16 protein-coding genes are annotated in these 22,786 nt (G+C 69.9%); 11 read left to right on the top strand and 5 right to left on the bottom strand.

Going from position 1 to position 22,786, the window contains the following annotated elements; genetic code table 11:
* From C8250_RS07055 to C8250_RS07030, 6 genes are all read left to right on the top strand, one after another.
* Window positions 1-2,901, top strand: a complete 2,901-nt coding sequence (locus C8250_RS07055) for an NHLP bacteriocin export ABC transporter permease/ATPase subunit (protein WP_138355501.1) — start codon at window positions 1-3, stop codon at window positions 2,899-2,901.
* 105 nt (window positions 2,902-3,006) lie between these two features.
* Window positions 3,007-4,620, top strand: coding sequence for an APC family permease (locus C8250_RS07050; RefSeq protein WP_138355525.1), 1,614 nt, complete (start codon window positions 3,007-3,009; stop codon window positions 4,618-4,620).
* A 183-nt stretch (window positions 4,621-4,803) separates the two neighbouring features.
* Window positions 4,804-7,026, top strand: coding sequence for an RICIN domain-containing protein (locus C8250_RS07045; protein ID WP_138355500.1), 2,223 nt, complete (start codon window positions 4,804-4,806; stop codon window positions 7,024-7,026).
* A gap of 873 nt (window positions 7,027-7,899) precedes the next feature.
* The gene (locus C8250_RS07040; RefSeq protein ID WP_232485512.1) at window positions 7,900-9,168 is read left to right on the top strand and encodes an extracellular solute-binding protein; all 1,269 of its coding nucleotides are present in this window, start codon (window positions 7,900-7,902) and stop codon (window positions 9,166-9,168) included.
* The gene (locus tag C8250_RS07035; protein ID WP_138355498.1) at window positions 9,165-10,148 is read left to right on the top strand and encodes a sugar ABC transporter permease; all 984 of its coding nucleotides are present in this window, start codon (window positions 9,165-9,167) and stop codon (window positions 10,146-10,148) included. The genes C8250_RS07040 and C8250_RS07035 overlap by 4 nt, the downstream gene beginning before the upstream one ends.
* On the top strand, window positions 10,145-11,059 hold the full coding sequence (locus tag C8250_RS07030) for a carbohydrate ABC transporter permease (RefSeq protein WP_138355497.1): 915 nt from the start codon (window positions 10,145-10,147) through the stop codon (window positions 11,057-11,059). Before C8250_RS07035 ends, C8250_RS07030 begins: the two co-directional genes overlap by 4 nt.
* 55 nt (window positions 11,060-11,114) lie before the next feature.
* Here the strand turns inward: C8250_RS07030 and C8250_RS07025 are convergent, their stop codons facing one another.
* Window positions 11,115-12,761: an amidohydrolase gene (locus tag C8250_RS07025; protein WP_138355496.1), complete on the bottom strand. Its 1,647-nt coding sequence runs from the start codon at window positions 12,759-12,761 to the stop codon at window positions 11,115-11,117.
* Window positions 12,762-12,820: 59 nt separating this feature from the next.
* The gene (locus C8250_RS07020) at window positions 12,821-14,305 is read right to left on the bottom strand and encodes an APC family permease (protein ID WP_203218425.1); all 1,485 of its coding nucleotides are present in this window, start codon (window positions 14,303-14,305) and stop codon (window positions 12,821-12,823) included.
* A 102-nt stretch (window positions 14,306-14,407) separates the two neighbouring features.
* Between C8250_RS07020 and C8250_RS07015 the strand changes: the two genes are divergently transcribed.
* The gene (locus C8250_RS07015) at window positions 14,408-15,151 is read left to right on the top strand and encodes a TetR/AcrR family transcriptional regulator (protein ID WP_138355494.1); all 744 of its coding nucleotides are present in this window, start codon (window positions 14,408-14,410) and stop codon (window positions 15,149-15,151) included.
* On the top strand, window positions 15,148-15,696 hold the full coding sequence (locus C8250_RS07010; protein ID WP_138355493.1) for a putative glycolipid-binding domain-containing protein: 549 nt from the start codon (window positions 15,148-15,150) through the stop codon (window positions 15,694-15,696). Before C8250_RS07015 ends, C8250_RS07010 begins: the two co-directional genes overlap by 4 nt.
* Window positions 15,697-15,820: 124 nt before the next feature.
* On the opposite strand, the gene C8250_RS07005 is transcribed toward C8250_RS07010, so the two are convergent.
* Window positions 15,821-16,702, bottom strand: coding sequence for a YegS/Rv2252/BmrU family lipid kinase (locus tag C8250_RS07005; RefSeq protein WP_138355492.1), 882 nt, complete (start codon window positions 16,700-16,702; stop codon window positions 15,821-15,823).
* A gap of 31 nt (window positions 16,703-16,733) precedes the next feature.
* The gene (locus C8250_RS07000) at window positions 16,734-18,329 is read right to left on the bottom strand and encodes an FAD-binding oxidoreductase (protein ID WP_138355524.1); all 1,596 of its coding nucleotides are present in this window, start codon (window positions 18,327-18,329) and stop codon (window positions 16,734-16,736) included.
* Window positions 18,330-18,403: 74 nt separating this feature from the next.
* Here C8250_RS07000 and C8250_RS06995 point away from each other — a divergent pair, with 74 nt between their 5' ends.
* Both C8250_RS06995 and C8250_RS06990 read left to right on the top strand, forming a co-directional pair.
* Complete coding sequence (locus C8250_RS06995) at window positions 18,404-19,003, top strand: TetR/AcrR family transcriptional regulator (protein ID WP_138355491.1); 600 nt, start codon at window positions 18,404-18,406, stop codon at window positions 19,001-19,003.
* Window positions 19,000-20,604, top strand: coding sequence for a glycerol-3-phosphate dehydrogenase/oxidase (locus C8250_RS06990; protein ID WP_138355490.1), 1,605 nt, complete (start codon window positions 19,000-19,002; stop codon window positions 20,602-20,604). The genes C8250_RS06995 and C8250_RS06990 overlap by 4 nt, the downstream gene beginning before the upstream one ends.
* A gap of 577 nt (window positions 20,605-21,181) precedes the next feature.
* On the opposite strand, the gene C8250_RS06985 is transcribed toward C8250_RS06990, so the two are convergent.
* Window positions 21,182-21,847 (bottom strand): TetR/AcrR family transcriptional regulator, encoded by a 666-nt coding sequence (locus C8250_RS06985; protein WP_244809002.1) that lies wholly within the window; start codon window positions 21,845-21,847, stop codon window positions 21,182-21,184.
* 124 nt (window positions 21,848-21,971) lie between these two features.
* Between C8250_RS06985 and C8250_RS06980 the strand changes: the two genes are divergently transcribed.
* The gene (locus tag C8250_RS06980; RefSeq protein WP_138355489.1) at window positions 21,972-22,634 is read left to right on the top strand and encodes a class I SAM-dependent methyltransferase; all 663 of its coding nucleotides are present in this window, start codon (window positions 21,972-21,974) and stop codon (window positions 22,632-22,634) included.
* Window positions 22,635-22,786 lie beyond the last annotated feature (152 nt).

Raw genomic sequence — 22,786 nt, 5'->3', positions numbered from 1 at the left:
ATGACATCCGTCCAGCACCCCGTGATCGCCGACGCCGTGCCGGGCGCCGTGCCCGGCGATGTGGTGGTCGGTGCCCTCGGCGGTCTGGGACAGCCCGTCGACTGCGCCGGCGCCCGCAGCATGAGCCTGGAGGGGCCCCATGTGCTGTGGCTCGTCGTGGGCGGGGCGATGGACCTGTTCGCGGTCGACGCCGGAAACCAGGGGCACTGGCACTTCCTCGGCCGGCTCGAAACGGGAACCCTGGTGCTCGGACCGGCGGAAGGCCCGCGCCACACCCTCGTCGGACGGCCCCTGCAAGGGTGCGAACTGCGCCGGATCCAGCTGCGGGAACTGTTCGGGCCCGGGTACGCCGGATACCCGAACCAGCAGGCGTACAGCGGCTACGAAGTGCCCCTCAGCCCGCTGGAGGACGCGTTCGCCCGCGGGGTCGGACGCAGCCTGCGCGTCCTGTTCGAGGCGCCCCACGACGGTCAGCCGGGCCATGGACCGGGAACGGCGGAGCCGGCCGCGGAGTACGAAGCGGCCGACGACAACATCCTGTGGATGCCGGTGGCCCCCGGCAGCGTGCAGTACGGCGCCGCGTTCAGCAGCGAGGCGGCCGCCGACCTGCTCATCGACGGTGCGATGTGGCAGCGGGTGGTCAATCAGCAGTCCCGGCTGCTGTTCGCGCTGGACCGCTGGATCGAACGCATCGAGCGCGCCCATGAGAACCGGACAGCGGCCGGCATCGAGGCCGGCCGGACGGTGCGCGCGCAGGCGGACCAGGCGCTGCTGGCCTCCATCGACAGGCCGGGAGGCAGGGCCCCGTCCCACCCGGCCGAGGGCACCGACGACGCCACACTCGCCGCCTGCCGCAGAGTCGCCGACGCGGCCGGGATCACCGTCTCGGCGCCCGTGGAGGGCGGCTCGGCGAACGGACGGTCGAGCCCGGTCGAGCGCATCGCGGTGAGCTCGGGCTTCCGCACCCGCACGGTCCGACTCGACGGCCGCTGGTGGCGGGAGAACTCCGGCCCCCTGCTGGGCCACCGGGCCGGTACGGGCGCCCCGGTCGCGCTGCTGTGGCGGCGCGGCAGATACGAGGCGGTGGATCCGGTCACCGGCGAGCGGACGCGCATCGGGAGTACGGGCGGGGGCGCGGCCGCGGCCGCGTTCCAGCCCCGCGCCGTCATGTTCTACCGTCCGCTGCCCGACCAGCCCATAGCCGCCTGGCGGCTGCTCCGCTTCAGTCTGCGCGGCACCCGGGCTGACCTGCGCAACCTGATCCTGGGCGGTCTGGTCGCGGTCGGACTGGGCGCGCTGGTGCCCATCGCGACGGGACAGGTGCTCGGCGTCTACGTACCGAACGCCGAGAACAGCCTCATCGTCCAGACCTCGCTGGCGATCGTCGCCACCACCATCGTCTCGGCCGCCTTCATGCTGCTGGAGAACATCTCCATCCTGCGCATGGAAGGGCGCATCGAGTCCACACTCCAGCCGGCCGTCTGGGACCGGCTGCTGCGCCTGCCGACGAAGTTCTTCGCCGGGCGCTCCACCGGAGAGCTGGCCAGCGCCGCCATGGGCATCAGTGCCATCCGCCGCGTGCTGTCCGGCATCAACTCGGTGGCCGTGCAGGCGGGCACCGTCGGCGCCGTGAACCTCGCTCTGCTGCTCTGGTACAGCCCCATGCTGGCCCTGCTGGCGATGGCGATGCTCACCGTGATCGGCGCGGTGTTCCTCGGCCTGGGGCTGTGGCAACTGCGGTGGCAGCGCCGGCTGATCGTGCTCGGCAACAAGCTCAACAACCAGGCGTTCCAGACGCTGCGCGGACTGCCCAAACTGCGTGTCGCCGCGGCGGAGAGCTTCGCCTACGCGTCCTGGGCCCGCGAGTTCGCCCGCAGCCGCGAGCTGCAGCAGCGCGTGGGCCGGATCAAGAACCTGATCACGGTCGTCAGCGCGGTCTATCTGCCGCTCTGCACCCTCATCATGTTCATGCTGCTCGCAGGTCCGGCCCGCGGGACCCTGTCGGCCAGCAGCTTCCTCACCTTCAACACCGCAGTGACGATGCTGCTGACGTCGGTGACCCAGCTGACCGGCGCACTCATCTCCGCCGTCTCCGTCCTGCCGCTGTTCGAGCAGATCAAACCGCTGCTCGACGAGGTGCCCGAGGTCGGCGGCGGCACCATACAGCCGGGCGTCCTGTCCGGCGAGATCGAGGTCAAGCAGCTGTCGTTCCGGTACGCCGACGACGCGCCACTGGTGCTCGACAACGTGTCGTTCCGGATCCTGCCGGGCGAGTTCGTCGCGATCGTCGGGTCCAGCGGCTGCGGCAAGTCGACGCTGCTCCGGCTGCTCATCGGATTCGACCGGCCGGTCTCCGGCAGCGTGCTCTACGACGGTCAGGACCTGACGGCCCTCGACCCGGCGGCCGTGCGCCGCCAGTGCGGGGTCGTCCTGCAGAACGCGCAGCCGTTCACCGGCTCGATCCTGGACTGCATCTGCGGTTCCGAGACGTTCTCCCTGGAAGAGGCCTGGGAGGCGGCCGCGATGGCGGGCCTGACCGAGGACATCAAGGCCATGCCGATGGGCATGCACACCGTCCTCTCCGACGGCGGCGGCACCGTCTCCGGCGGCCAGCGGCAGCGCCTGATGATCGCCCAGGCCCTGATCCGCCACCCGCGCATCCTGTTCTTCGACGAAGCCACCAGCGCCCTCGACAACGAGACCCAGCGCGTCGTGACCGAGAGCACCCGCAAACTGCGCTCGACACGCGTCGTCATCGCCCACCGGCTGTCCACCGTCATGGACGCCGACCGCGTGATCGTCATGTCGGAGGGCCGGGTCCTCCAGCAGGGTCCACCCGCGGAACTCCTCGCCGACACCGGCGGCATGTTCCATGAGCTGGTGCGCCGTCAGATGCGCTGAACGAGCCACGCGCCCGCCGGGGAGCGCTCCTCTGCGGTCCGCGGCGCCCGGCGTGACACGCTGGGGAACCCAGCGTTCCCCGTCCCATGAGGAGGTGCGGTGCACGTGCCGCAGAGCGAGCCGCAGCGTGCTCCGGACGCCCCCACGGTACTGAGCGAGGAACGCCGGCTCCGCAAGGAGCTCGGGTTCTGGAGCCTGGCGGCGATCGGGTTCTCCAACATCCTCGGCTCCGGCTGGCTGTTCGCGGCCATGTTCGCCGCGCAGACCGCAGGGCCCGCCTCGTTGCTGTCCTGGGTCGCGGCGGGCGTGCTGTGCGGCCTGGTGGCGCTGGTGATGGTGGAGCTCGGCGCCACCCGCCCCGAGGGCGGCGGAACCGTGCGCTGGCCGCTCTACGCGAGCGGCCGGCTGGTGGGCACCGTGATCGGCTGGTCGGTCCTGCTGTCGGTCGGCGGCACGGCGGCGGAGATCAGCGCGATCATGCAGTACGCCGCGCACTACCTCCCCGGCCTCTACGACAACGGCCGGCTGACCGCGTCCGGCCTGGCCGTGGCCTCGGGACTGAGCATCCTGCTGACCGCGCTCAACTGGTTCGCGGTACGCACCTTCGCGCGGCTGAACAACCTGGTGTCGCTGTTCAAGGTCGTCGTGCCCGTCGTCACCGTGGTGGCGCTGTTCCTCTCCGGCACGCACTCCGGGCGGCTCACCGACCACGGCGGCTTCGCACCGTACGGCTACGCGGCCTGTCTGACCGCGCTCGCCAGCGGCGGCATCGTGTACTCCGTCAACGGCTTCCAGGCGCCGCTCGACTTCTCCGGCGAGGCCCGCAACCCCCGGCGCAATGTGCCGGGCGCGGTACTCACCGGCATCGGGCTGGCCGTGCTGGTCTACCTGGGACTGCAGCTCGCCTTCCTCTTCACGGTGCCGGACTCGCTGCTCGGCCACGGATGGCAGGGCGTGAACTTCGAGTCACCGTTCGGGCAGCTCGCCCTGGTGCTCAACCTGCACTGGCTGGCCACCCTGCTCTACGCCGACGCGGTGGTCTCGCCCGGCGGCTCGGCCTACGTCGGGGTCGCGATCGACGCCCGGCACACCTACGCCCTGGCCAAGAACGGCCTGCTGCCGCGCTTCTTCATGCGGATCGACGCCCGCTCCGGCATGGCCCACCGGGCGCTGCTGCTCAACCTCGTCGTGATCGTCCTGTTCATGCTGCCGTTCGGCGGCTGGCAGGACATCGTCAGCGTGATGGGCGACATGTATCTGCTCATCTACGCGGCGTCCGCGGTCGCCGTCGCCGTGTTCCGGGCGCGGGACAGGGAGCAGGGGGTGACCCGCAAGGACGGCCAGGTACCCGGGGTGCGCTGGATCGCGCCGATCAGCTTCGTGGTGGCCACCGAATTCGTCTACTGGTCGGGCTGGCACGATCTGCGCCTCGCGCTGCCGCTGGTTCTCGCCGGTGTGCCGCTGTTCCTGCTGCTGCGCCGCGACGCCGCCGGGCGGCCGGTGCGCGAGGAGCTGCGGGACGGCGCCTGGCTGGTCTGCCAGCTGGCCGCGCTGACGTTGCTGTCCTGGCTGGGCACCTTCGGCGGCTCGGGCCGGCTGCCCGCGCCGTACGACACGATCGTGGTCGGTGCCGTCGCGCTCGCCGTGTTCGGCTGGGCCGTGCGCTCCGGGACGGCGCACCTCCGGGTGGAACCGGCCCCGCCCGTCCCGGTCACCTGACCGGGGCCCGTGCTGGGGCATTCCGTGATGAACGGGGCCCACCCGGTGAGGAAAACCCAAGTGGAGGCGAACAAAAACACATGTACTCCGGCTCGCGCAGGCGGTGGGATCAGGGCGACCCCCCGCTTGCCCTGATCCGGCCCCCACCGCCGGACCAGCACACCCGGACGGAAAGGACTATCTGTGTCCCGTCCCCGAAGAGTCCTCGCGGCGCTCGCCGTGACCCTCCCGCTGCTCACCGCCGGCCTGCTCGCACCGGGAACGGCGTCGGCGCTCCCGCCCGGCGCCACGTACACGGTCTCCGTCGGCTCGAAGGCCTCCTACGCCCATCCGACCGACACCTCCGCGGTCCCCTACATCGACAAGGACGGCGCGTTCTACTTCCAGCAGTCCGCCGCCCTGTACGGTGCCACGGACCCCCGCTACTGGGACTTCTTCACCGGTACGAACTTCGACGACGCCTCGCGGTCGAGTGCTATCAGCAACGCGGTGAACCCGGCCAACTCCAGCGACAAGAACAACGACACGACCTGGCGCTGCAACAACAGCCCGACCGGAGTGACGGCGACCGCCGCGCCCTCGGGCTCGGGGTACGCGCAGAAGAACTACTGCGACCTGACCGGGGTGTGGGTCGATCCGGACACCGGTGACTGGTACGGCCTGGTGCACAACGAGTTCACCCCGCAGCCGTTCGGCGACGGCCTGCACTACGACGCGATCGACTACGCGCGCTCGACGAACCAGGGCAAGGTCTGGAACATCCTGGGCCACGCGATCACCTCGCCGTACAGCACCGCACGGGCCGACACCACGGCCTTCCCGAACCAGACGTACGACTACGGTGACGGCGACCAGCGGCTCTTCGTCGACACGGCGTCCGGCTACTTCTACATCACCTACGGCTCGCGCATCGTGGACAAGAACGGCGGCTGGAAGGCGTTCTACGCCCATGCCGCCCGCGCTCCCATCTCGTCCAAGATGGCGCCCGGCTCCTGGCAGAAGTGGTACAACGGCTCCTGGTCGCAGCCCGGACAGGGCGGCCTGGAGAGCAACGAGGTGCCGGTGACCTCCGCCGGCGGCACCGGATACACCCCCGCGTCGGCCGAGTACGATCCGGCCAACACCGGCACCGTGGACCAGCAGGTCGCGGCAGGCAAGATGCCGCCGACCTCGCCGCTGTTCGTCATGGACATCACCTACAACGCCTATCTGGGCCTGTACATCGGTGAACCGCAGGCGGTCGACCAGAGTGGCAACGCCCCACAGCAGATCTACGCCACCGACGACCTCTCCACCCAGAAGTGGACGCTGATCGGCGACACCGGCAGCCACCACACCGCCTCGTGGTACCGGTGGTTCCTGGACAGCGCGAACAGGACCAGTTCGACGATCGTCGGCAAGAACTTCCGCTCGTACTGCTCCTTCGGATGCTCCGGCGGCGCTTCCGGCGAGTACGTCAACCTCACGATCGACTCGTCCGCCCCGGCACCGTCACCGGTCGACCCGGCGAAGACCTACACGATCGGCAGCGGGTCCGGCCGCGTCCTCGCCCAGGCCACCGGCAGCTCGGCCACCACCTCGGTCACGGCCGCGACCGGGTCAAGTCTCGAATCGTGGAGCTTCACCGGCAACGGCGACGGCTCCTACCGCATCACCAACGCCGCCACCGGCCAACTGCTCGGGGTGAACTCCGCTGCGACGGCCAACCGTGCCTGGGCCACCAAGCCGACCGCCACCACGGTGGGGTCCGGCGGTCCCACCGTCGGCCAGCAGTGGTTCCTCATCAAGAACGTGAACTCCGCGGGCGCGCAGACCGGCACATACCGCATCGTCAACCGGTACAGCGGTCTCGTCCTCGGCATGTCGTCCGACACCGGCCGGCTCGCCGAGACCACCCCGGCCCGCACCTGGACCAACGGCACGGGCAACCCGGTCGGCGGCTCCCGTACCGCCGCCGAGCAGGTCCTGACCCTGACCGCCACCACGGCCGCGAGCAACCTGAACGGCACGCACACCATCTCCGTGTCCGGCAAGGCTCTCGATGATCCCGACTGGCACACGGAGCCCGGCGTCCAGCTCGACACCTGGTCGCTGAACGGCGGAAAGAACCAGAACTGGGTCTTCACCCAGCAGTCCGACGGCTCCTACACCCTCGTCAACGCCCACTCCAACCTGTGCGCCGACGACGACGGAGGCGCCACGGCACCGGGCACGGCAGTGGTCCAGTGGACCTGCACCGGCGGTGCCAACCAGAAATGGCGGGTGACGAAGCTGGCCTCCGGCGCCTACTCGATCACCAACGTCCACAGCGGACTCCTGCTGACGACCTCGTCGACCTCCGACGGTGGCACGGTCACCCAGCAGACGGACACCGATCTGCCGCGGCAGCACTGGACCATCGCCTGACCCCGCACCGAGTTAGCCATCGGCCGGCATCGCACTGAGCCAGGGAAGCGCACCCGATCGGTACCACCGATCTCGGGTGCGCTTTGCTCATGTTCCAACAAAATGCTGCGGAACTCAACGGGCGGCGCCGAGGGCGGAAGCCGGGGGTCCCGGCCCGGTGCGGGCTCTCCACGGGTGGCGGCGGCGCGGACCGGGGCCGAGGTGCCGTCGGCGTGCCCTCCGGGGTGCCGCGTTCGGCGGCCGGCTCCGTGCCGGGGTCGTGCTCGGCGTGACGCCCTTGGGTAACGGACGAACGCAACGATGGCCCGCTCCTGAGGAAGGCCGGATCGCCCTGCCGGAACGTCGGCGGAAGACGGGTCCGGCCTCGACACATCGGCCGTGCGCCCTGGCCGGCCCGGATGCCCAGGGGTGGCGACCGCGATCCATGGTGCATCTTGAAGCAACGTATGTGAACTTGTTTGACCGGTCAGGGCGTGTCCTGACCCCCTTTCCCGTCCCCCGTGAGTGCTCCGGGGAAGGCCGGATGTCGATTTCCGCAGTCCGGAGCGGCTCGTACCGCTACATCACGGTCCCACAACACCACCGGGTCGGAGCGTTGACGCCCCTGGGTAAGGGGGCGTAGAACTACCCCTGCGAGCGAGGTCCCGGTTAATCCTGTTGAATTTTGTTCGAAACCATCAGGTGCTAGGAGGTCCCCAGCGGGACCCCCCTTCCGTCTCTTCGCCGCACCGCATCCCATGCACCGCATCGTGACCGCAGACCACAGCAGACCGCAGACCACAGACCACCCATGGAGGCACCATGTCGGATGTCGGCTCGCCGGGCAGCAACAATCCGGGGTCATCGCCGAGTCGCCGCACCCTGCTCAGGGGAATGGCCGGCATCGCAGGTCTCTCCGTCGCGGGCGGACTGCTCTCGGCCTGTGACAGCTCCTCGTCCACACCGAGCGACAGCGGTTCGGCCGGGGGTCAGGTGACCTTCGGCTCCAACTACTCGGACCCCGCAGCGAAGACCGCGTTCGCGGCGCTGGCGGGCGCGGCCACCAAGGCGTCCGGTTCACCGATCAAGATCAACACGGTCGACCACAACACCTTCCAGACCAACATCACCAGCTATCTGCAGGGCACGCCGGACGACCTGTTCACCTGGTTCGCCGGCTACCGCATGCAGTACTTCGCGGCCCAGGGCCTCGCGCTGCCGATCGACGACGTCTGGGAGAAGATCGGCGGCAACTTCGGCCCCGCCGCCAAGAAGCTGTCGACCGGTCTGGACGGCCACCAGTACCTGGTGCCGATGTACAACTACCCCTGGGTGGTCTTCTACAACAAGAGCGTGTTCAGCGCGAAGGGCTACACCGTCCCCACCAACTGGGACCAGTACCTCGCCCTGGCCAAGAAGATGAAGACCGACGGCATGATCCCGATCGCCTTCGCCGACAAGGACGGCTGGCCCGCGCTGGGCACCTTCGACATCCTCAACATGAGGATCAACGGCTACGACTACCACATGAAGCTGATGAAGCACGAGATCCCCTGGACCGACCCGGGGGTGACCCAGGTGTTCGATCACTGGGCCCAGCTCATGCCGTACGTACAGAGCGGCGCCAACGGCCGGATCTGGCAGGACGCCGCCAAGGCCCTGGAGACCAAGCAGGCCGGCATGATGTTCCAGGGCACCAACCAGGTCGCCGCGCAGTACGTCACCGACAAGGCGAACCTCGACGACCTGGACTTCTTCGTCTTCCCCGAGATCAACCCGGCCTACGGCACGGACTACATGGACGCGCCCACCGACGGCTTCATGCTCAGCAAGAAGGCCAAGAACACCGTCGCCGCCAAGAAGATCCTGGAGTACATCGGCACCGGCGCGGCCGAAGCCGAGTTCCTCAAGACCGACCAGTGGGACGTCGGCCTGGCCACCGGACTGAAGGTGCCGTCCTACAACGCGATCCAGACGAAGTCGGTCGCCGAGATCGCCAAGTGCAAGGCCGTCGCCCAGTACATGGACCGCGACGCGGACCCCGCCATGTCCAACGCGATGATCTCCATCATCCAGAAGTTCATCGCCGACCCGAGTTCCGGCAACATCGCCTCGTTGCAGAAGAGCGCGGAGAGCCAGGCAAAGGCCATCTACACCTCATGACGACCACCCAAGCGCGACCCCCGGCGGCGAAGCAGCGCCGCCGGGGCGGCGTGCGCAAACTCTCCGGACGCGACAAGCTCGTCGTCGCACTGCTCCTCGGCATCCCGCTGCTGATAGAACTGGTCTTCATCTGGTTCCCGGCACTGGGCACCGTCCTGCTGTCGTTCACCAAGTGGAACGGCGTCGGCAGCCTCGGCACCAAGTCGTGCCTGCCCAACGTGCCCTCGATCATGAACAACGGCTGCCTGTACGGGGTGCAGAACTACCACCAGGCCGCCACGATCTACCCCGAGTTCTGGCCCGCCGTCCAGCACAACCTCATCTGGCTGGCCGTCTTCATCCTCTTCGCGACCCCGCTGGGCATGCTGTTCGCCGTCGTCATCGACTACGGCATCAAGGGCAGCCGGATGTACCAGAGCATCCTCTTCCTCCCCGTGATGCTCTCCCTCGCGCTGATCGGCATCATCTGGGAGTTCATGTACTCCCAGAACTTCGGGCTGATCAACACGGTCATCGGACGCAACGGCGACAGCAACGCCATCGACTGGCTCGGCGATCCACACCTCAACCTCTGGGCCGTCCTGGTCGAGGCGACGTGGCGTCAGTCCGGCTATGTGATGGTCCTGTACCTCGCCGGACTCAAGGCGGTGGACCCGACGCTGCGGGAGGCCGCCAAGGTCGACGGGGCCAACGCCTGGCAGACGTTCTGGCGCGTGGTCTTCCCGGTGATGAAGCCGATCAACATCGTCATCATGGTCGTCACCGTCATCGAGTCGCTGCGCGCGTTCGACCTCGTCTACATCACCAACAAGGGAATCAACGGCCTGGAACTGCTCTCGGTGCTGGTCACCTCCAACATCGTCGGCGAGACCCAGCGGGTGGGCTTCGGATCGGCGCTGGGCGTGGTGCTCCTGGTGATCTCACTGGTCCCGATCAGCATCTTCCTGTTCCAGACGTTCCGCCGTGAGGACACCCCATGACCACCGACACCCTGCCCCGCGTCACAGCGCAGCAGAGCTCCGGCGAACGGCCGAAGTCCCGCCCCTGGGGGCAGGTCAGCGCTCAGCTGTTCCTCGTCAGCGCCTCGGTGCTGTGGCTGCTCCCGATACTGTTCGCCCTGTACATCGCGCTGCGGCCGTACGCCGAGACGCAGAAGTACGGCTATGTCTCACTGCCGCACCACCTCACGCTGAAGAACTTCTCGCAGGCGTGGACGCAGTCGGACATGCTGCACTACTTCCTGAACTCGGTGCTGATCACGGTTCCGGCGGTGGTGGTCGCCCTCGCGCTCTCCACCGGGGTCGCCTTCATACTGACCCGGGTCAACGTGAAGCTGAACGTCGCCCTGCTCATCCTGTTCACCGCGGGAAACCTGCTCCCGCAGCAGGTCATCATCACCCCCCTGTACCGGCTCTTCCTGAAGGTCCCGCTGCCGGAATTCCTCAGCGAGAGCGGTCTGCTGTACAACTCGGCCTTCGGCCTGATCCTCATCAACGTGGCGTTCCAGCAGGGCTTCTGCGTCTTCGTGCTGAGCAACTACATGAAGTCGATCCCGGAGGAGATGTACGAGGCGGCGCTGGTCGACGGCGCCGGCCTGTGGACCCGGTTCTGGAAGCTCACCGTGCCGCTGTGCCGCCCCGCGCTGGCAGCCCTCGCCACCTTGCTGACCACCTGGATCTACAACGACTTCTTCTGGGCGATCACCCTGATGTCGTCGGGTGACAAACGACCGGTCACCTCCGCACTGGCCAACCTGCAGGGCCAGTTCGTCAGCGATCAGAACCTGATCGCGGCCGCGGCACTGATCGCGGCCGTGCCCACCCTGGTGGTCTACGTCCTGCTGCAGAAGCAGTTCATCGCGGGCCTGTCCCTGGGATCGAGCAAGGGCTGAGCGCAGCACCGCAAGTGCTCCCCGAAAGACGGCCGGTCACCCGGCCGTCGGTCCGTCAGCGGGCGTTCGGCGCCGCGTGGACGCGCTCGCCGCCGACATAGGTCAGTGCCACGGTGGTGTCACCGATGGCCTCCGGCGGGCCGTCGAAGGGATCACGGTCCAGGACCACCAGGTCGGCCAGCGCGCCGACGCGGATCGTGCCCGTGTCGTCCAGGTGGTTCACGTAGGCGGAACCCGCTGTGTACGCCGTCAGCGCGGTGCCCAGGTCGAGACGCTGCCCGGGCAGGAAGGCCGGGCGGTCCTCGCCGTGGCCGACGCGGTTGACCGCGACATGGATGCCCTGCATCGGGTCGGGGCTGCTCACCGGCCAGTCGCTGCCGGCCGCCAGCGTGGCACCGGCCCGCAGCAGGTCGCCGAACGGGTACTGCCAGGAGGCCAGTTCACCTCCCAGGAACGGGATGGTGAGCTCGTCCATCTGCGGTTCGTGGGTGGCCCAGAGCGGCTGCAGGTTGGCGACCGCGCCGAGGCGGGCGAAGCGCGGGACGTCGTCGGGGTGGACCACCTGCAGATGGGCGAGGTGGTGCCGGTTGTCGCGGCGGCCGTTGGCGGCGAGGGCCGCCTCGACGGCGTCCAGCGCCTCGCGCACGGCGCGGTCGCCCAACGCGTGGAAGTGGACCTGGAAGCCCAGGGCGTCCAGCTCCACGACATGGTCGCGCAGCGCCGCCGGGTCGACGAAGCTGAGGCCGCTGTTGGCGGTGGCGCAGCCGCAGGAGTCCAGATAGGGCGCCGTCATCGCGGCCGTGAAGTTCTCGGTGATGCCGTCCAGCATGATCTTCACCGAATCGGCCCTGAAGCGCCCGGCACGCAGCTGCTCGCGACGCTCGACCAGCTCGGCGATCTGCTCCGCGCCACGTGAACGGTCCCACCACAGGGCGCCGTTGACGCGGGCGGTGAGACGGCCGTCGGTGGCGGCGGTGAAGTAGGCGTCGGAGGGGTCGGGCTGGCCGTTGAAGACGCCGAGGATGGCGTCCTGCCAACTGGTGATGCCGAGGCCGTGCAGCACCTGCTGGGCGCGGAGCAGTCCGGCGAGGCGGTCGGCCGCGGTGGTCTTCGGGACCAGGCGCGCGACGAGCCCGGTCGCCCCCTCCTGCAGCATGCCGCCGGGGGCGCCGTCGGCCTCGCGCTCGATCCGGCCGTCGGAGGGGTCGGCGCTGTCGGCGGTGAGCCCGGCGAGCTCCAGGGCGCGGGTGTTGGCCCACGCACCGTGATGGTCGCGGTTGAAGAGGAACACCGGCCGGTCGGCGACGACGGCGTCGATGAGGTGGCGGGTCGGCACCCCGCCCTCGAAACTCTCCAGGGACCAGCCGCTGCCGGTGATCCATTCTCGCTCCGGGTACGCCTCGGCGTAGGCCGCGATCCGGCGCTGGTACTCGGCAAGGCTGGTGGTGCCCGTCAGATCGCACTCGCCCAGCTCGACGCCCGCGTAGACCGCGTGGACGTGGGCGTCCTGGAAACCGGGGATCAGCAGCCGCCCGGCGAGGTCCACCACCTCGGTCTTCGGACCGACCAGTTCGCGCACTTCGTCGTGCCCGACGGCGACGATGCGCCCGCCGCGGACGGCCACGGTCGTGGCGCGGCTGCGGGCCGGATCCGTGGTGAGGGCGGGGCCGCCGGTGAAGACGAGGTCTGCGGCGTGGGTCATGGACTGCTCCATATGTCGTTTCGGTGGGGCGGAGGGCGTCAGGTCGTCGGGTGGGTGGTTCAGATGGTCGCGGAGGTTGGGACCGTGGTGGGCTCGGCGGAGAGCAGGTCCGCCGCGCCGGCATCGGTGGCCTGGCCGGCGGCGAAGTAGGGCGACTTGCGGCCCCACTTGGCCCAGCCGGCGACCAGCAGCCCGGAGAGGATCATCAGCACCGGCATCTGCAGCAGGAACCAGCCGTTGTCCGCCCGCAGTGCGAAGTGGTCGGCTGAGGTGGCGTACCCCCAGCACATGTACCCGGCGAGGGCGAACAGGACCAGTGCGCTGAGCACCGGCAGCACGACCGCCCGCACGCCCTCCCAGAGGGTGTTGCGCAGCAGCCCGCGGAAGCGCACGGCGGCGGCGACGGCGGTCAGACCGTAGGAGAGCGCGACGACGATGCCGATGGCACTGACCGAGGCGCTGATCAGCTCGCTGACCTTCGGGATGACCAGGGAGAGCGCCGCGACCACGGCGGCGATCGCACCGAGGAGCAGCGTTCCCGCCGCGGGCGTCCCGTACTTCGGGTGGATGCGGGTCCAGACCGGGCCGACGGTGCGGTCGCGGCCCATGGCGAACAGCCCGCGCACCGTGGGGATCACTCCGGCCTGCAGCGAGGCCACGGCGGAGAAGGTCAGCGCGACCAGGGGCAGTGCCGCGAGCGGCTGGTGGGCCAGCTGGTTGCCGAAGTAGGTCAGCCCCTGCGCACCGTTGTCGACGAGCTGGCCGGAGGAGAGGACCCGCTGGAAGGCCACCGCGCCGAGAAGGAACAGACCGAGCATGGTGAACACCGTGATCAGGCCGCTGCGGGAGGCGTCACGCGGGTCGCGCACCTCCTCGCTGACGCTGAAGGCGGCGTCGAAGCCCCAGTAGCAGAACACCGCCACCACCATGCCCTGGGCCAGCGCGGCGAGCGAGGGGATCGTGAAGGGGTTGAACCAGTCGAGGCTGAACGGCTGGGTGCCGGCGAAGAGGCCGTACCCGCAGAAGCCCAGCAGCACCAAGTACTCGAAGCCCAGGAGATGGCGCTGCAAGCGCGCGGCGACGTCGGCCCCGGTGACGGCGGCGAGCGTGGCGGCCACCAGCACCGTCATCCCGAGCAGCGTCGATTGCAGCGTGCTGTCGGGATTCAGGGTCAGTCCGGCCAGGCGGTGCAGTCCCGCCTGGCCGGCGAGCTGGATCAGGGCCGATCCGGTCACGGTCGTGGTGTAGGCGAGGAAGACGACGGTTCCGACGACGTTCACCCAGCCGGAGAGGAACCCCAGCCAGGGGCTGACCGAGCGGCCGACCCAGACGTAGCTGTTGCCGCAGTTGGGCTCGACCCGGTTGAGCCGGGAGTAGGCCGCGGCGATCCCCAGGATCGGCAGGAAGGCGAGCAGCATGATGATCGGCAGATGCAAGCCGACGATCCCGGTGAGCAGCCCCATCCCGAGGCCGATGCTGGTGGTCGCGGCGGTGGTGGACGCGGCGATGACCACGCCGTCCAGTACGCCGAGCGACCGTCTCATGTCTGTTGCCATCGGGCCACCGCTTCGCTCGGGACTGGGTTGGAGCGACATGCAATCCTGCGGGCTCTTAACACGTCAATGGTGTTGACATAAGCTCCGGCCATGACCGACCGGCAGATCCCCGGGACCGCGCGGCCGCGCCGCCGCCCCACGAAGCAGGGCACGGTGCTGTCCGAAGCACTGATCGTCGAGACCGCGCTGCGGCTGATCCGCCAGCACGGATCGGCCGCGCTGACCGTACGGCGGCTGGGCGCGGCACTGGGCGCGGACCCCAGCGCGCTCTACCGGTACTTCCGCAACACCGACGACCTGCTGCTCGCCGTCGCCGACGAGCTGATCGGCCAGGCCTTCGCCGGCTGGGCCCCGGTCGGCGACTGGCGCGCCGACCTGCGCGAACTGGGCCTGCGGATCCACTCCGCCTATCTCGAGCACCCGCAGGCCGCGATGCTGGCGGCCTACCGGGTCACCGGACGGCCGCACGAGGCCTTCGCCATCGAGTCGATCCTGGGCGTACTGCGCCGCGGCGGTTTCCCGGACCCCGAGGCGGTCCGGATGTACCACACCTTCGTCGACACAGGCCTGGCCTACGCGGCCCTGGACGCCGCCAGCGCCGCGCTCCCGCCGCAGGCCCGGGAGGCCGAGCGGCAGGTCTGGGAGCGGACCTACGCCTCCCTGCCGAGCACCACCCACCCCCACATCGCCGCCACCACGCGCCTGCTGCAGGCCGAAATGGGCCGCAGCGCCTACACCAAAACCCTGGACCTCGTCCTGGACGCGGCAGCGGCCCGCCTCGACACCCTGACGACCGGCAGGCCGTCACCGCCTCTCGCTAGCATGGAACGATGACCACATCTCATGTCCTGACCTGGGCGGTCAGCGAGAGCGACGGTTACGAGACAGCGTGGATCGAGGTCGACGACACCTCACTGCGGGCACGTGGCCGCGTGGTCGGCACAGTGCCCGAGCCCTACTGGATCACGTACGAACTCGACACCACGGAAGACTTCGTGACCCGCCGACTGCGGGCCACCTCCGAAATGGCGAGCAGGACCGTCGAGTTGGACCTGCGTGGCACCCAGGACGGACGATGGACGGTGAACGGTGAACCGGCGCCCGACCTGGGCAGCGCGCTCGACTGCGACCTCGGCCTGTCCCCGCTGACCAACACCATGCCGGTGCTGCGCCATGCCCTGCACCGCGTCCCGGGCGAGCAGGACTTCCTGATGGCCTGGATCCGTGTCCCGGACCTCACGGTCCAGCCCAACCGACAGACCTACACCCACCTCGGCGCGAACCGCGTGCGCTACGCCTCGGGCACGTACCGGGCGGATCTCACTCTGGACGCCGACGGTCTCGTCGTCACGTACCCGGGTTTGGCTCAGCGCAGGTGAGTGCCTCCTGCTCCGCCGACCGCCCTGGATCGCAGGAGCTCGCACCGATGCGTTCGGCCGGGGCCGTACCGGCCCCGGCCGAACGCATCGGTGCGAGCGCCCCGCACGGTGCGTCAGCGACGCATCAGCACAGGACGCGAAGCGCCCCGGGCTGAACCCTTGCCGTCATGGGGAGGATGTTGTCGACCTCGCCGTCCGCGCCGAAGGGGATTTCGCGGTCCGCCACGATGCGGACTTCCTTGCCACGGAGGACCTCGATCTCGGGGCGGTTGATGTGCGCGCCGGTCTTGAGTTCGTTCATGATGGTGAAGAAGAGGCGCTTGGGCGCTTCGCGGATGATGACGACGTCCAGCAGCCCGTCGTCGAGGCGCGCGTCCGGGGCGATGAGGCGGCCGAAGCCGTAGTAGGCGGAGTTGGCCGCCACGACCGTGTAGCCGCGTCGCTCGCGGGAGACGCCGTCCACGGTGATGCTGAAGTCGGCAGCCCACCAGGTGGCCACCGCGCGCAGGCCGCCCGCGTAGTAGGAGGCGGAACCCCGCAGGAGGCGTGAGGTGTTGGCGTGACGGTTGGCCAGCGCGTCGACGCCCGCGTAGACGCTGCCCAGGACGACGGTTCTGGTGTGGGCCGCCGACTCGACCGCGATCGTGTCGATGCGGCGCGGTGTGCCCTTCAGGAGCAGTTTGGCCAGCGCCGGGGGCTCGTTGGGAAGACCGAGGGCTCGTGCGAAGTCGTTTCCGCGGCCGGCGGGGACGATTCCGAGGACGGCGTCGGTGCCGCTGAGGGCGCCGCCGACGCAGCCCACTATTCCGTCGCCGCCGACGGCGAGGACGATGTGCCCCTGCTCGGCTGCCTTCAGCGCGATTTCCCGCGCGTGTTCCAAGCTGTGGCTGTACTGCGTGTCGAGCTGCGCTCCCGCTTGCCGGAGCAGGCGGGCCAGCGGGAGCAGGGCTGCTGTTCCGGTGGCGCCCCCGGCGGTGGGGTTGACGACCGCTGTGAACTGTCGCATGAGAGTGCCTCCGAAAGGCATGAGTGACCAGTCAGCGGATGGGAAGCAGGATGCCGGGGTTGAGGATGCCCGCGGGGTCGAGGGCCGCCTTGACGGCCTGCAGGACGTGCACCCCGAGCGGGCCGATCTCCTGGGTGTACCAGTCGCGATGATCGGTCCCCACGCCGTGGTGGTGAGTGATGGTGCCGCCGGCCGTGAGGATGGCGTCGTTGGCGGCGCGCTTGGCCGGTGCCCAGTGGGCGACCGGATCCTCGCCCTGGGCCGAGACCACGGTGAAGTAGAGGGACGCGCCGGTCTCGTAGACGTGGGAGATGTGGCACATGACGAGCGGCGGGGTTCCCGCCGCGGTCAGGGTGTCGTTGAGCGCCTTGCGCACGGCTTCGTAGAGGGCCGGGATGCGGGACCAGAAGGCCGCGGTCTCCAGGGTCTCGGCGAACGCACCCGCGTCGAGCAGCGAGTCGCGGAGGTAGGGCGCGGAGTAGCGGCCATGGGCCCACTTCTCGCCGGCCGCGTCCACGAGTTCGCCTCCGCAGGAGCGCAGGACGGCGGCTGCCTGGGCGCGCCTGTTCTCCGTGTCCTCGGCGGTGCCCTCGTACCCGGCGACGGCCATGACGCCGGCGGGCTGGGGGGCGGCCGGCTGTCCGCCGATGCTGTCCGGCTGAGCCAGTCCGACCAGCGTCTCCGTCTCGTCCGAGAGGCGCAGCACGGTGGGCAGCGGGCCGTCCTGGGCGAGTCGGCGCAGTGCGGTTGCGCCGGCCTCGAAGGTGGCGAATCTCCAGCCCTCGTACACCTTGACCACGGGGACCGGTCGGATGCGTACGGTCACCGAGGTGATGACGCCGAACGCGCCCTCGGAACCCAGGATCAGCTGGCGGAGGTCCGGGCCGGCGGCGGACCGGGGCGCACGGCCCACTTCCAGGGTGCCTTCAGGCGTGGCCACCGTCAGGCCCAGCACCATCTCGTCGAACCGGCCGTAGCCGGCCGACGCCTGCCCGCTGGAGCGGGCCGCGGCGAATCCACCGATGGTCGCCCACTCGTAGGACTGCGGGAAATGCCCCAGGGTGAAGCCGTGTGCGGCGAGCAGTGCCTCCGCCTGCGGTGCGCGGAGCCCGGACTGCAGGGTCGCGGTGCGGGAGACCTCGTCGACGGAGACCAGGCCGTCCAGGCGGCGCAGGTCCAGCGCGACGAAGGGGCCCGGTCCGGTGGGAGCAAGTCCACCGACCACCGATGTGCCGCCGCCGAAGGGGACCACCGCCACGCCGTGCTCGGCGCAGACCCGCAGAACGTCGAGGACGTCCTGGTGGGATCCCGGCAGCAGCACGGCATCCGGTAGGTCGTCGACCTCGCCGGCGCGGATCCGCAGGAGGTCGGGGGTGGACTTGCCACGGGTGTGCCGGATCCGGGTCTCCGCGTCGGTCCGCAGCTGGGCCGGGTCGCCGAGGCAGTCGGCGAGAGCCCGGCGGGCCTCGGCACCGAGGCCGGACTCCGGCACGACGATGTCGCCGAGCACGGTTGCCTCGGTGCTTCGAGGCTTGACGCCGAGCAGGTCTCGCAGCAGGCCGAGCGCTGAGTCGGGCAGCGGTGCCGCCTTGGCCGGGTCGCCCCAGCCACTCCACAACATGTCCACCATCAGTGCTTCCTTACCGATCGGATCCGCGGGCGCTGTGTTCCTCGGCCCCCGCTGGCATTACACTGTGACAGATGACGCCCATTCGTCACAAGCACTCGGACAGCAGCGCTGTACTCGACGCGGCACGCGACTGCGTTCTGGCCGTCGGCGTTCGCCGGACCACCCTGACCGACGTGGCCCGGCGTGCCGGGGTCTCGCGTATGACGCTGTACCGCAAGTGGCCGGACGTACGGACACTCGTGGGCGACCTGATGACCCGCGAGTGGGTCGCCGTCGCAACGGACGCCCTGCCCGGGCACGACCCCTCGGCTCCCACCCTCGTGCGGCTGGTCGACGGCCTGACGGCCGGCGTACGGGCGTTCCGCGCCCATCCGCTCTTCCACAAGATCATCGACGTCGATCCCGAACTGCTGCTCCCGTATGTGCTCGACCGCCGGGGGGCCAGTCAGGACGCACTGCTGGAGCTCCTCGTCGCGGCCCTGCGGGAAGGGCACGCCGACGGATCCGTCCGTGCGGACCACCCGGTCCGGCAGGCCCGTTCCCTGCTGCTCATCGCCCAGGCCTTCACACTTTCGTTGCGCACGATGTCCGACGAGACCGACCCCGACCTGACCGCGGCAGCTTTCGACGATGAACTGCGGACGATCCTGGAGAGGACCCTCACGCCATGAGCTCCCACCCGCTGCCCCGTCCGGCCCGAGCCTCCTCCTCCCTGAACGCCGGGCGCCGGTCCCGGGAACTGGCCGAGGTCGCCGACGGCATGAAAGTCGACGTCCTGGTCGTCGGGCTCGGTGCGACCGGCGCCGGCGTCGCCCTCGACGCAGCGTCCCGCGGCCTGTCGGTGGCCGCGATCGACGCCCACGACCTCGCTTTCGGGACATCCCGGTGGAGCTCGAAGCTGATCCACGGCGGCCTGCGTTACCTCGCCTCCGGCCAGCTGGACGTGGCCTACGAAAGCGCGGTCGAGCGGGGGGTGCTGATGGAGCGCACCGCCCCGCACCTCGTCCACGCCCAGCCCTTCGTTCTGCCGCTGACACCGTTGGTCACACGGCAGCAGGCCGCACTGACCTGGGCCGGATTCAGAGCGGGTGACCTGCTCCGCGCGTCGGCCGGCACCTCCCGCCGCGCCCTGCCCGCCCCCCGCCATCTGTCCGCGGTGGAGACCCGGCATCTCGCCCCCGCTCTGCGCCAGTCCGGGCTGCGGGGCGGACTTCTGTCCTGGGACGGCCAACTGAGTGACGACGCCCGGTTGGTGACCGCTCTCGCCCGCACCGCCGCGACCCGCGGCGCAAGGATCCTGACCCGTGTCCGTGCGCTGGAGCTCACCGGCGCCGGAGCCAGGGTGCGGGACGAACTGACCGGTGAGGAAACGCAGATACGGGCCCGCGCCGTGATCAACGCGGCAGGAGTATGGGCAGGCGGTCTCGTCGAGGAGGTACGACTGCGCCCGTCCCGCGGAACCCATCTCGTGCTGCGATCCCAGGACCTCGGCATGATGACCGCCGGGATGCACATCCCGATTCCCGGCGAGAGCAACCGCTTCGCCCTCGTGCTGCCGCAGGGCGACGGACGCGTCTACGTCGGACTGACCGACGAGCCCATCGAGGGACCGGTCCCGGATGTCCCGGACGTGCCCGAGACGGACATCGGCTTCCTGCTCGACGTCCTGGGATCAGCTCTCGAGGTGTCCCTCGACCGTACGCATGTCGTGGGCGCGTTCGCCGGCCTGCGTCCGCTGCTCGACATCACCACCTCGGAGCCGGGCTCCCACGGACCGGATCGCACCGCCGACATCTCCCGCCGACACGCGGTGCTGACCTCGCCCCAGGGCGTCACGACGATCGTCGGCGGCAAGCTCACCACGTACCGGCGGATGGCCCAGGACGCGGTGGACGCCGCCGTCACCACCCGCCGCCTCGCCGCCGGACCGTGCCGCACCGCATCCATTCCGCTGGTCGGAGCGGCGCCGCCGCGAACCCTGACGACGCTCGACGCCCCCGCCCGCCTGATCGAGCGCTACGGAATCGAGGCACCGGCGGTCCACGCCCTGGGCGCCGCTGAACCCGAACTCCGCACCCCCGTCGCCCCCGGCCACACCGTCACAGCAGCCGAGTTGGTCTGGGCGGTGCTCCACGAAGGAGCACTGGACGCGTCCGACCTCCTGGATCGCCGTACTCGCACCGGCCTGGTTCCTGCCGACCGGGAGGCGGCCGTGGGCGCGGCGAACGAAGCACTCGCCAGGGGCAACGCGTCGGATCGGCTCTCCACCTGAGGGTCGGTCACCACGGGCCTGGGCGTGGACTCACGCGCAGGCGTCGTGGACGGGCGAGCACGCGGGGGATGCGTCCGGCCAATTCGTGGCGACTACTATGAGGTACCAGTCGATCACACAAGGTAATGGAGGCGGCGTGATGCTGGGTCTGGTTCCTGGAGCGAAAGCCGAGTCAGGGATGCGCAGCCTGGGGCTCGATGAGATCACCTCGCGGCCCACGGTTCTCAAGTGCATGGGCCGCAGCTACAGTGCCGCACGGTCCGACGGTGCGGTGGTCATCCAGGACGTCACCGACATCACGCGTCCGCTCCCTCTGGGTAGAGCCGAACCCCGCTCGGGAAATCTGTGGAGCGTCCGCGCTCCCCGGGGCCTGTTGGCCGCCTGCACCGATGAGACCCTGCACGCGATCGCGGCGCTGAGGGAAGCCAACTGGCCGCCCCGTGACCCCTGTCCGCAAGGGGGTCGGGGGTCGGGAACCGTCTAGCGGAGGCTGTGTTCTGCGGCCTCAGCCCGTGCTGTCCGCGCGGTCCGCTCAGTGCGCGCGGTGTCAGTGCGCGCGGTGTCAGTGCGCGCAGAGTCAGTGCGCGCGGTGAAGGAAGGCGTCCACGAGCCGGTCGGTGAAGGCGCGGTCGATCGGTTCGCCGGTCACCAGGAAGCGGTAGTAGACGGGGCCCACGATTTGGTCCGTCTCGGCTGCGACGTCCAGGCCGGCGGGCAGGTCGCCGCGGTCCACGGCGCGGTCCAGGGGGAGGCGGTCGCGGCGGCGCTGTTCGTCCAGGTACCGGTCCTGGAGGTCGGCGGCGAAGACCGGGTCGAGTTGTGCCTGGGCCATCAGTGCCTTGAGGACGGCTCCGGAATCGGACCGGCTGAGGAAAGCGGCGAGCCAGCTCAGGTGGTCGCGCAGATCGCGGGCGACGTCGCCGTGGTCCGGCGGGGCGGGTTCCTCGGTCACGTCCTGGAGGAAAGCCTCCATGAGGATGTCGGTCTTGGTGTTCCACCAGCGGTAGATCGTTTGCTTGGCCACGCCGGCACGCGCCGCGATGCCTTCCACCGTGACGCCCGCGAACCCCTTCTCGGCGAGCAGGTCGTCGACCGCTTCCAGTACCGACTGCCGGGCCTTCGCGCTCCTCCCGTGACGGTTCCCGTGGTGGCCCCGGCCCGCGGTGCCGACGGAGCTGTCCGCTGCGGCGCCCTTTGCGACTCGGCCCGTCAGGTCACTGCCCGCCACGCCACTGCTCGTCACGACGGTGTCCTCCTCGGCGGTGCTCTCCTCGGCGGTTTCTGCCGAGCCTGCTGTGCCGCCTGTGCTTCGCCCCAGGATAGACTCCGCCCTAGACGCAACGCAACGGTGCGTCTAGCCTAGAACCATGACGCACACCAGCACCCTTACCGACCCCCGTGTCGAGGCCGCCCTGCGCCGGATGTTCGCGGAGGCGGCGCAGGACGACGCGACCGTGGCCCGCATCATGGCCGGGCGGCACGGCGACCGCGGATGGCCGACACCGCAGGAGCACGCCGACGCCGTGGCCGAGGTCTACATGCCGATCTCCGCAGCGGGTGGCCAACTGCTCTACAACCTGGTCAGGGCGATCCGGCCGGCCACCGTCGTCGAGTTCGGCATGTCCTTCGGGATCTCCACGCTGTACTTGGCGGCCGCAGTCCGGGACAACGGCACCGGGCGCGTCGTCACCACGGAACTGAGCGAGGCCAAGATCGCGGCAGCTCGCCTCACCTTCTCCGGGACCGGCCTGGAGGACGTGGTGACCGTGCTGGAGGGCGACGCCCGCGACACCCTCGGCCGGCTCGGCGTCCCCGCCGACTTCGTCCTGCTCGACGGCTGGAAGGACCTCTGTCTTCCCGTACTGGGGCTACTGGAACCGCACTTGAAGCCCGGCACCCTCGTCGTGGCCGATGACGTCGACCTGCCCGCCCTGGGCCCGTACCTGGAGTACGTGCGCACGCCGGCGAACGGCTACCAGAGCGTGACCTTCCCCGTCGAGGACGGCATGGAGATCAGCTGCCGCCTCTGAACGGCGGTTGAGCGGACAACCACCGGGCCGATAGCCGCCGGCGGTACCCCGCTGTCATCATCACGTCCCACGGGACGGATCATGGTCCCGGCCAACGGAATCCGCCGAACCGGGCCCCGTACAGGCCGAACCCGGCCCCTGCACAGGCCGAC

It is taken from the genome of Streptomyces sp. So13.3 (assembly GCF_005860785.2).
Taxonomy (GTDB): domain Bacteria; phylum Actinomycetota; class Actinomycetes; order Streptomycetales; family Streptomycetaceae; genus Actinacidiphila; species Actinacidiphila fildesensis.
The sequence above is the reverse complement of the archived record's forward strand: the minus strand, read 5'-3'. Positions and strand labels throughout refer to the sequence as shown.

What these genes read in the sequence shown, in the direction of transcription:
- C8250_RS06980 (WP_138355489.1), top strand. Translation starts at nt 21,972, where the DNA reads ATGACGCACACCAGCACCCTTACCGACCCCCGTGTCGAGGCCGCCCTG.
- C8250_RS07025 (WP_138355496.1), bottom strand. Translation starts at nt 12,761, where the DNA reads ATGACCCACGCCGCAGACCTCGTCTTCACCGGCGGCCCCGCCCTCACC.
- C8250_RS07035 (WP_138355498.1), top strand. Translation starts at nt 9,165, where the DNA reads ATGACGACCACCCAAGCGCGACCCCCGGCGGCGAAGCAGCGCCGCCGG.
- C8250_RS07020 (WP_203218425.1), bottom strand. Translation starts at nt 14,305, where the DNA reads ATGAGACGGTCGCTCGGCGTACTGGACGGCGTGGTCATCGCCGCGTCC.
- C8250_RS07010 (WP_138355493.1), top strand. Translation starts at nt 15,148, where the DNA reads ATGACCACATCTCATGTCCTGACCTGGGCGGTCAGCGAGAGCGACGGT.
- C8250_RS07040 (WP_232485512.1), top strand. Translation starts at nt 7,900, where the DNA reads ATGGCCGGCATCGCAGGTCTCTCCGTCGCGGGCGGACTGCTCTCGGCC.
- C8250_RS07055 (WP_138355501.1), top strand. Translation starts at nt 1, where the DNA reads ATGACATCCGTCCAGCACCCCGTGATCGCCGACGCCGTGCCGGGCGCC.
- C8250_RS07015 (WP_138355494.1), top strand. Translation starts at nt 14,408, where the DNA reads ATGACCGACCGGCAGATCCCCGGGACCGCGCGGCCGCGCCGCCGCCCC.
- C8250_RS06995 (WP_138355491.1), top strand. Translation starts at nt 18,404, where the DNA reads ATGACGCCCATTCGTCACAAGCACTCGGACAGCAGCGCTGTACTCGAC.
- C8250_RS06990 (WP_138355490.1), top strand. Translation starts at nt 19,000, where the DNA reads ATGAGCTCCCACCCGCTGCCCCGTCCGGCCCGAGCCTCCTCCTCCCTG.
- C8250_RS07005 (WP_138355492.1), bottom strand. Translation starts at nt 16,702, where the DNA reads ATGCGACAGTTCACAGCGGTCGTCAACCCCACCGCCGGGGGCGCCACC.
- C8250_RS07030 (WP_138355497.1), top strand. Translation starts at nt 10,145, where the DNA reads ATGACCACCGACACCCTGCCCCGCGTCACAGCGCAGCAGAGCTCCGGC.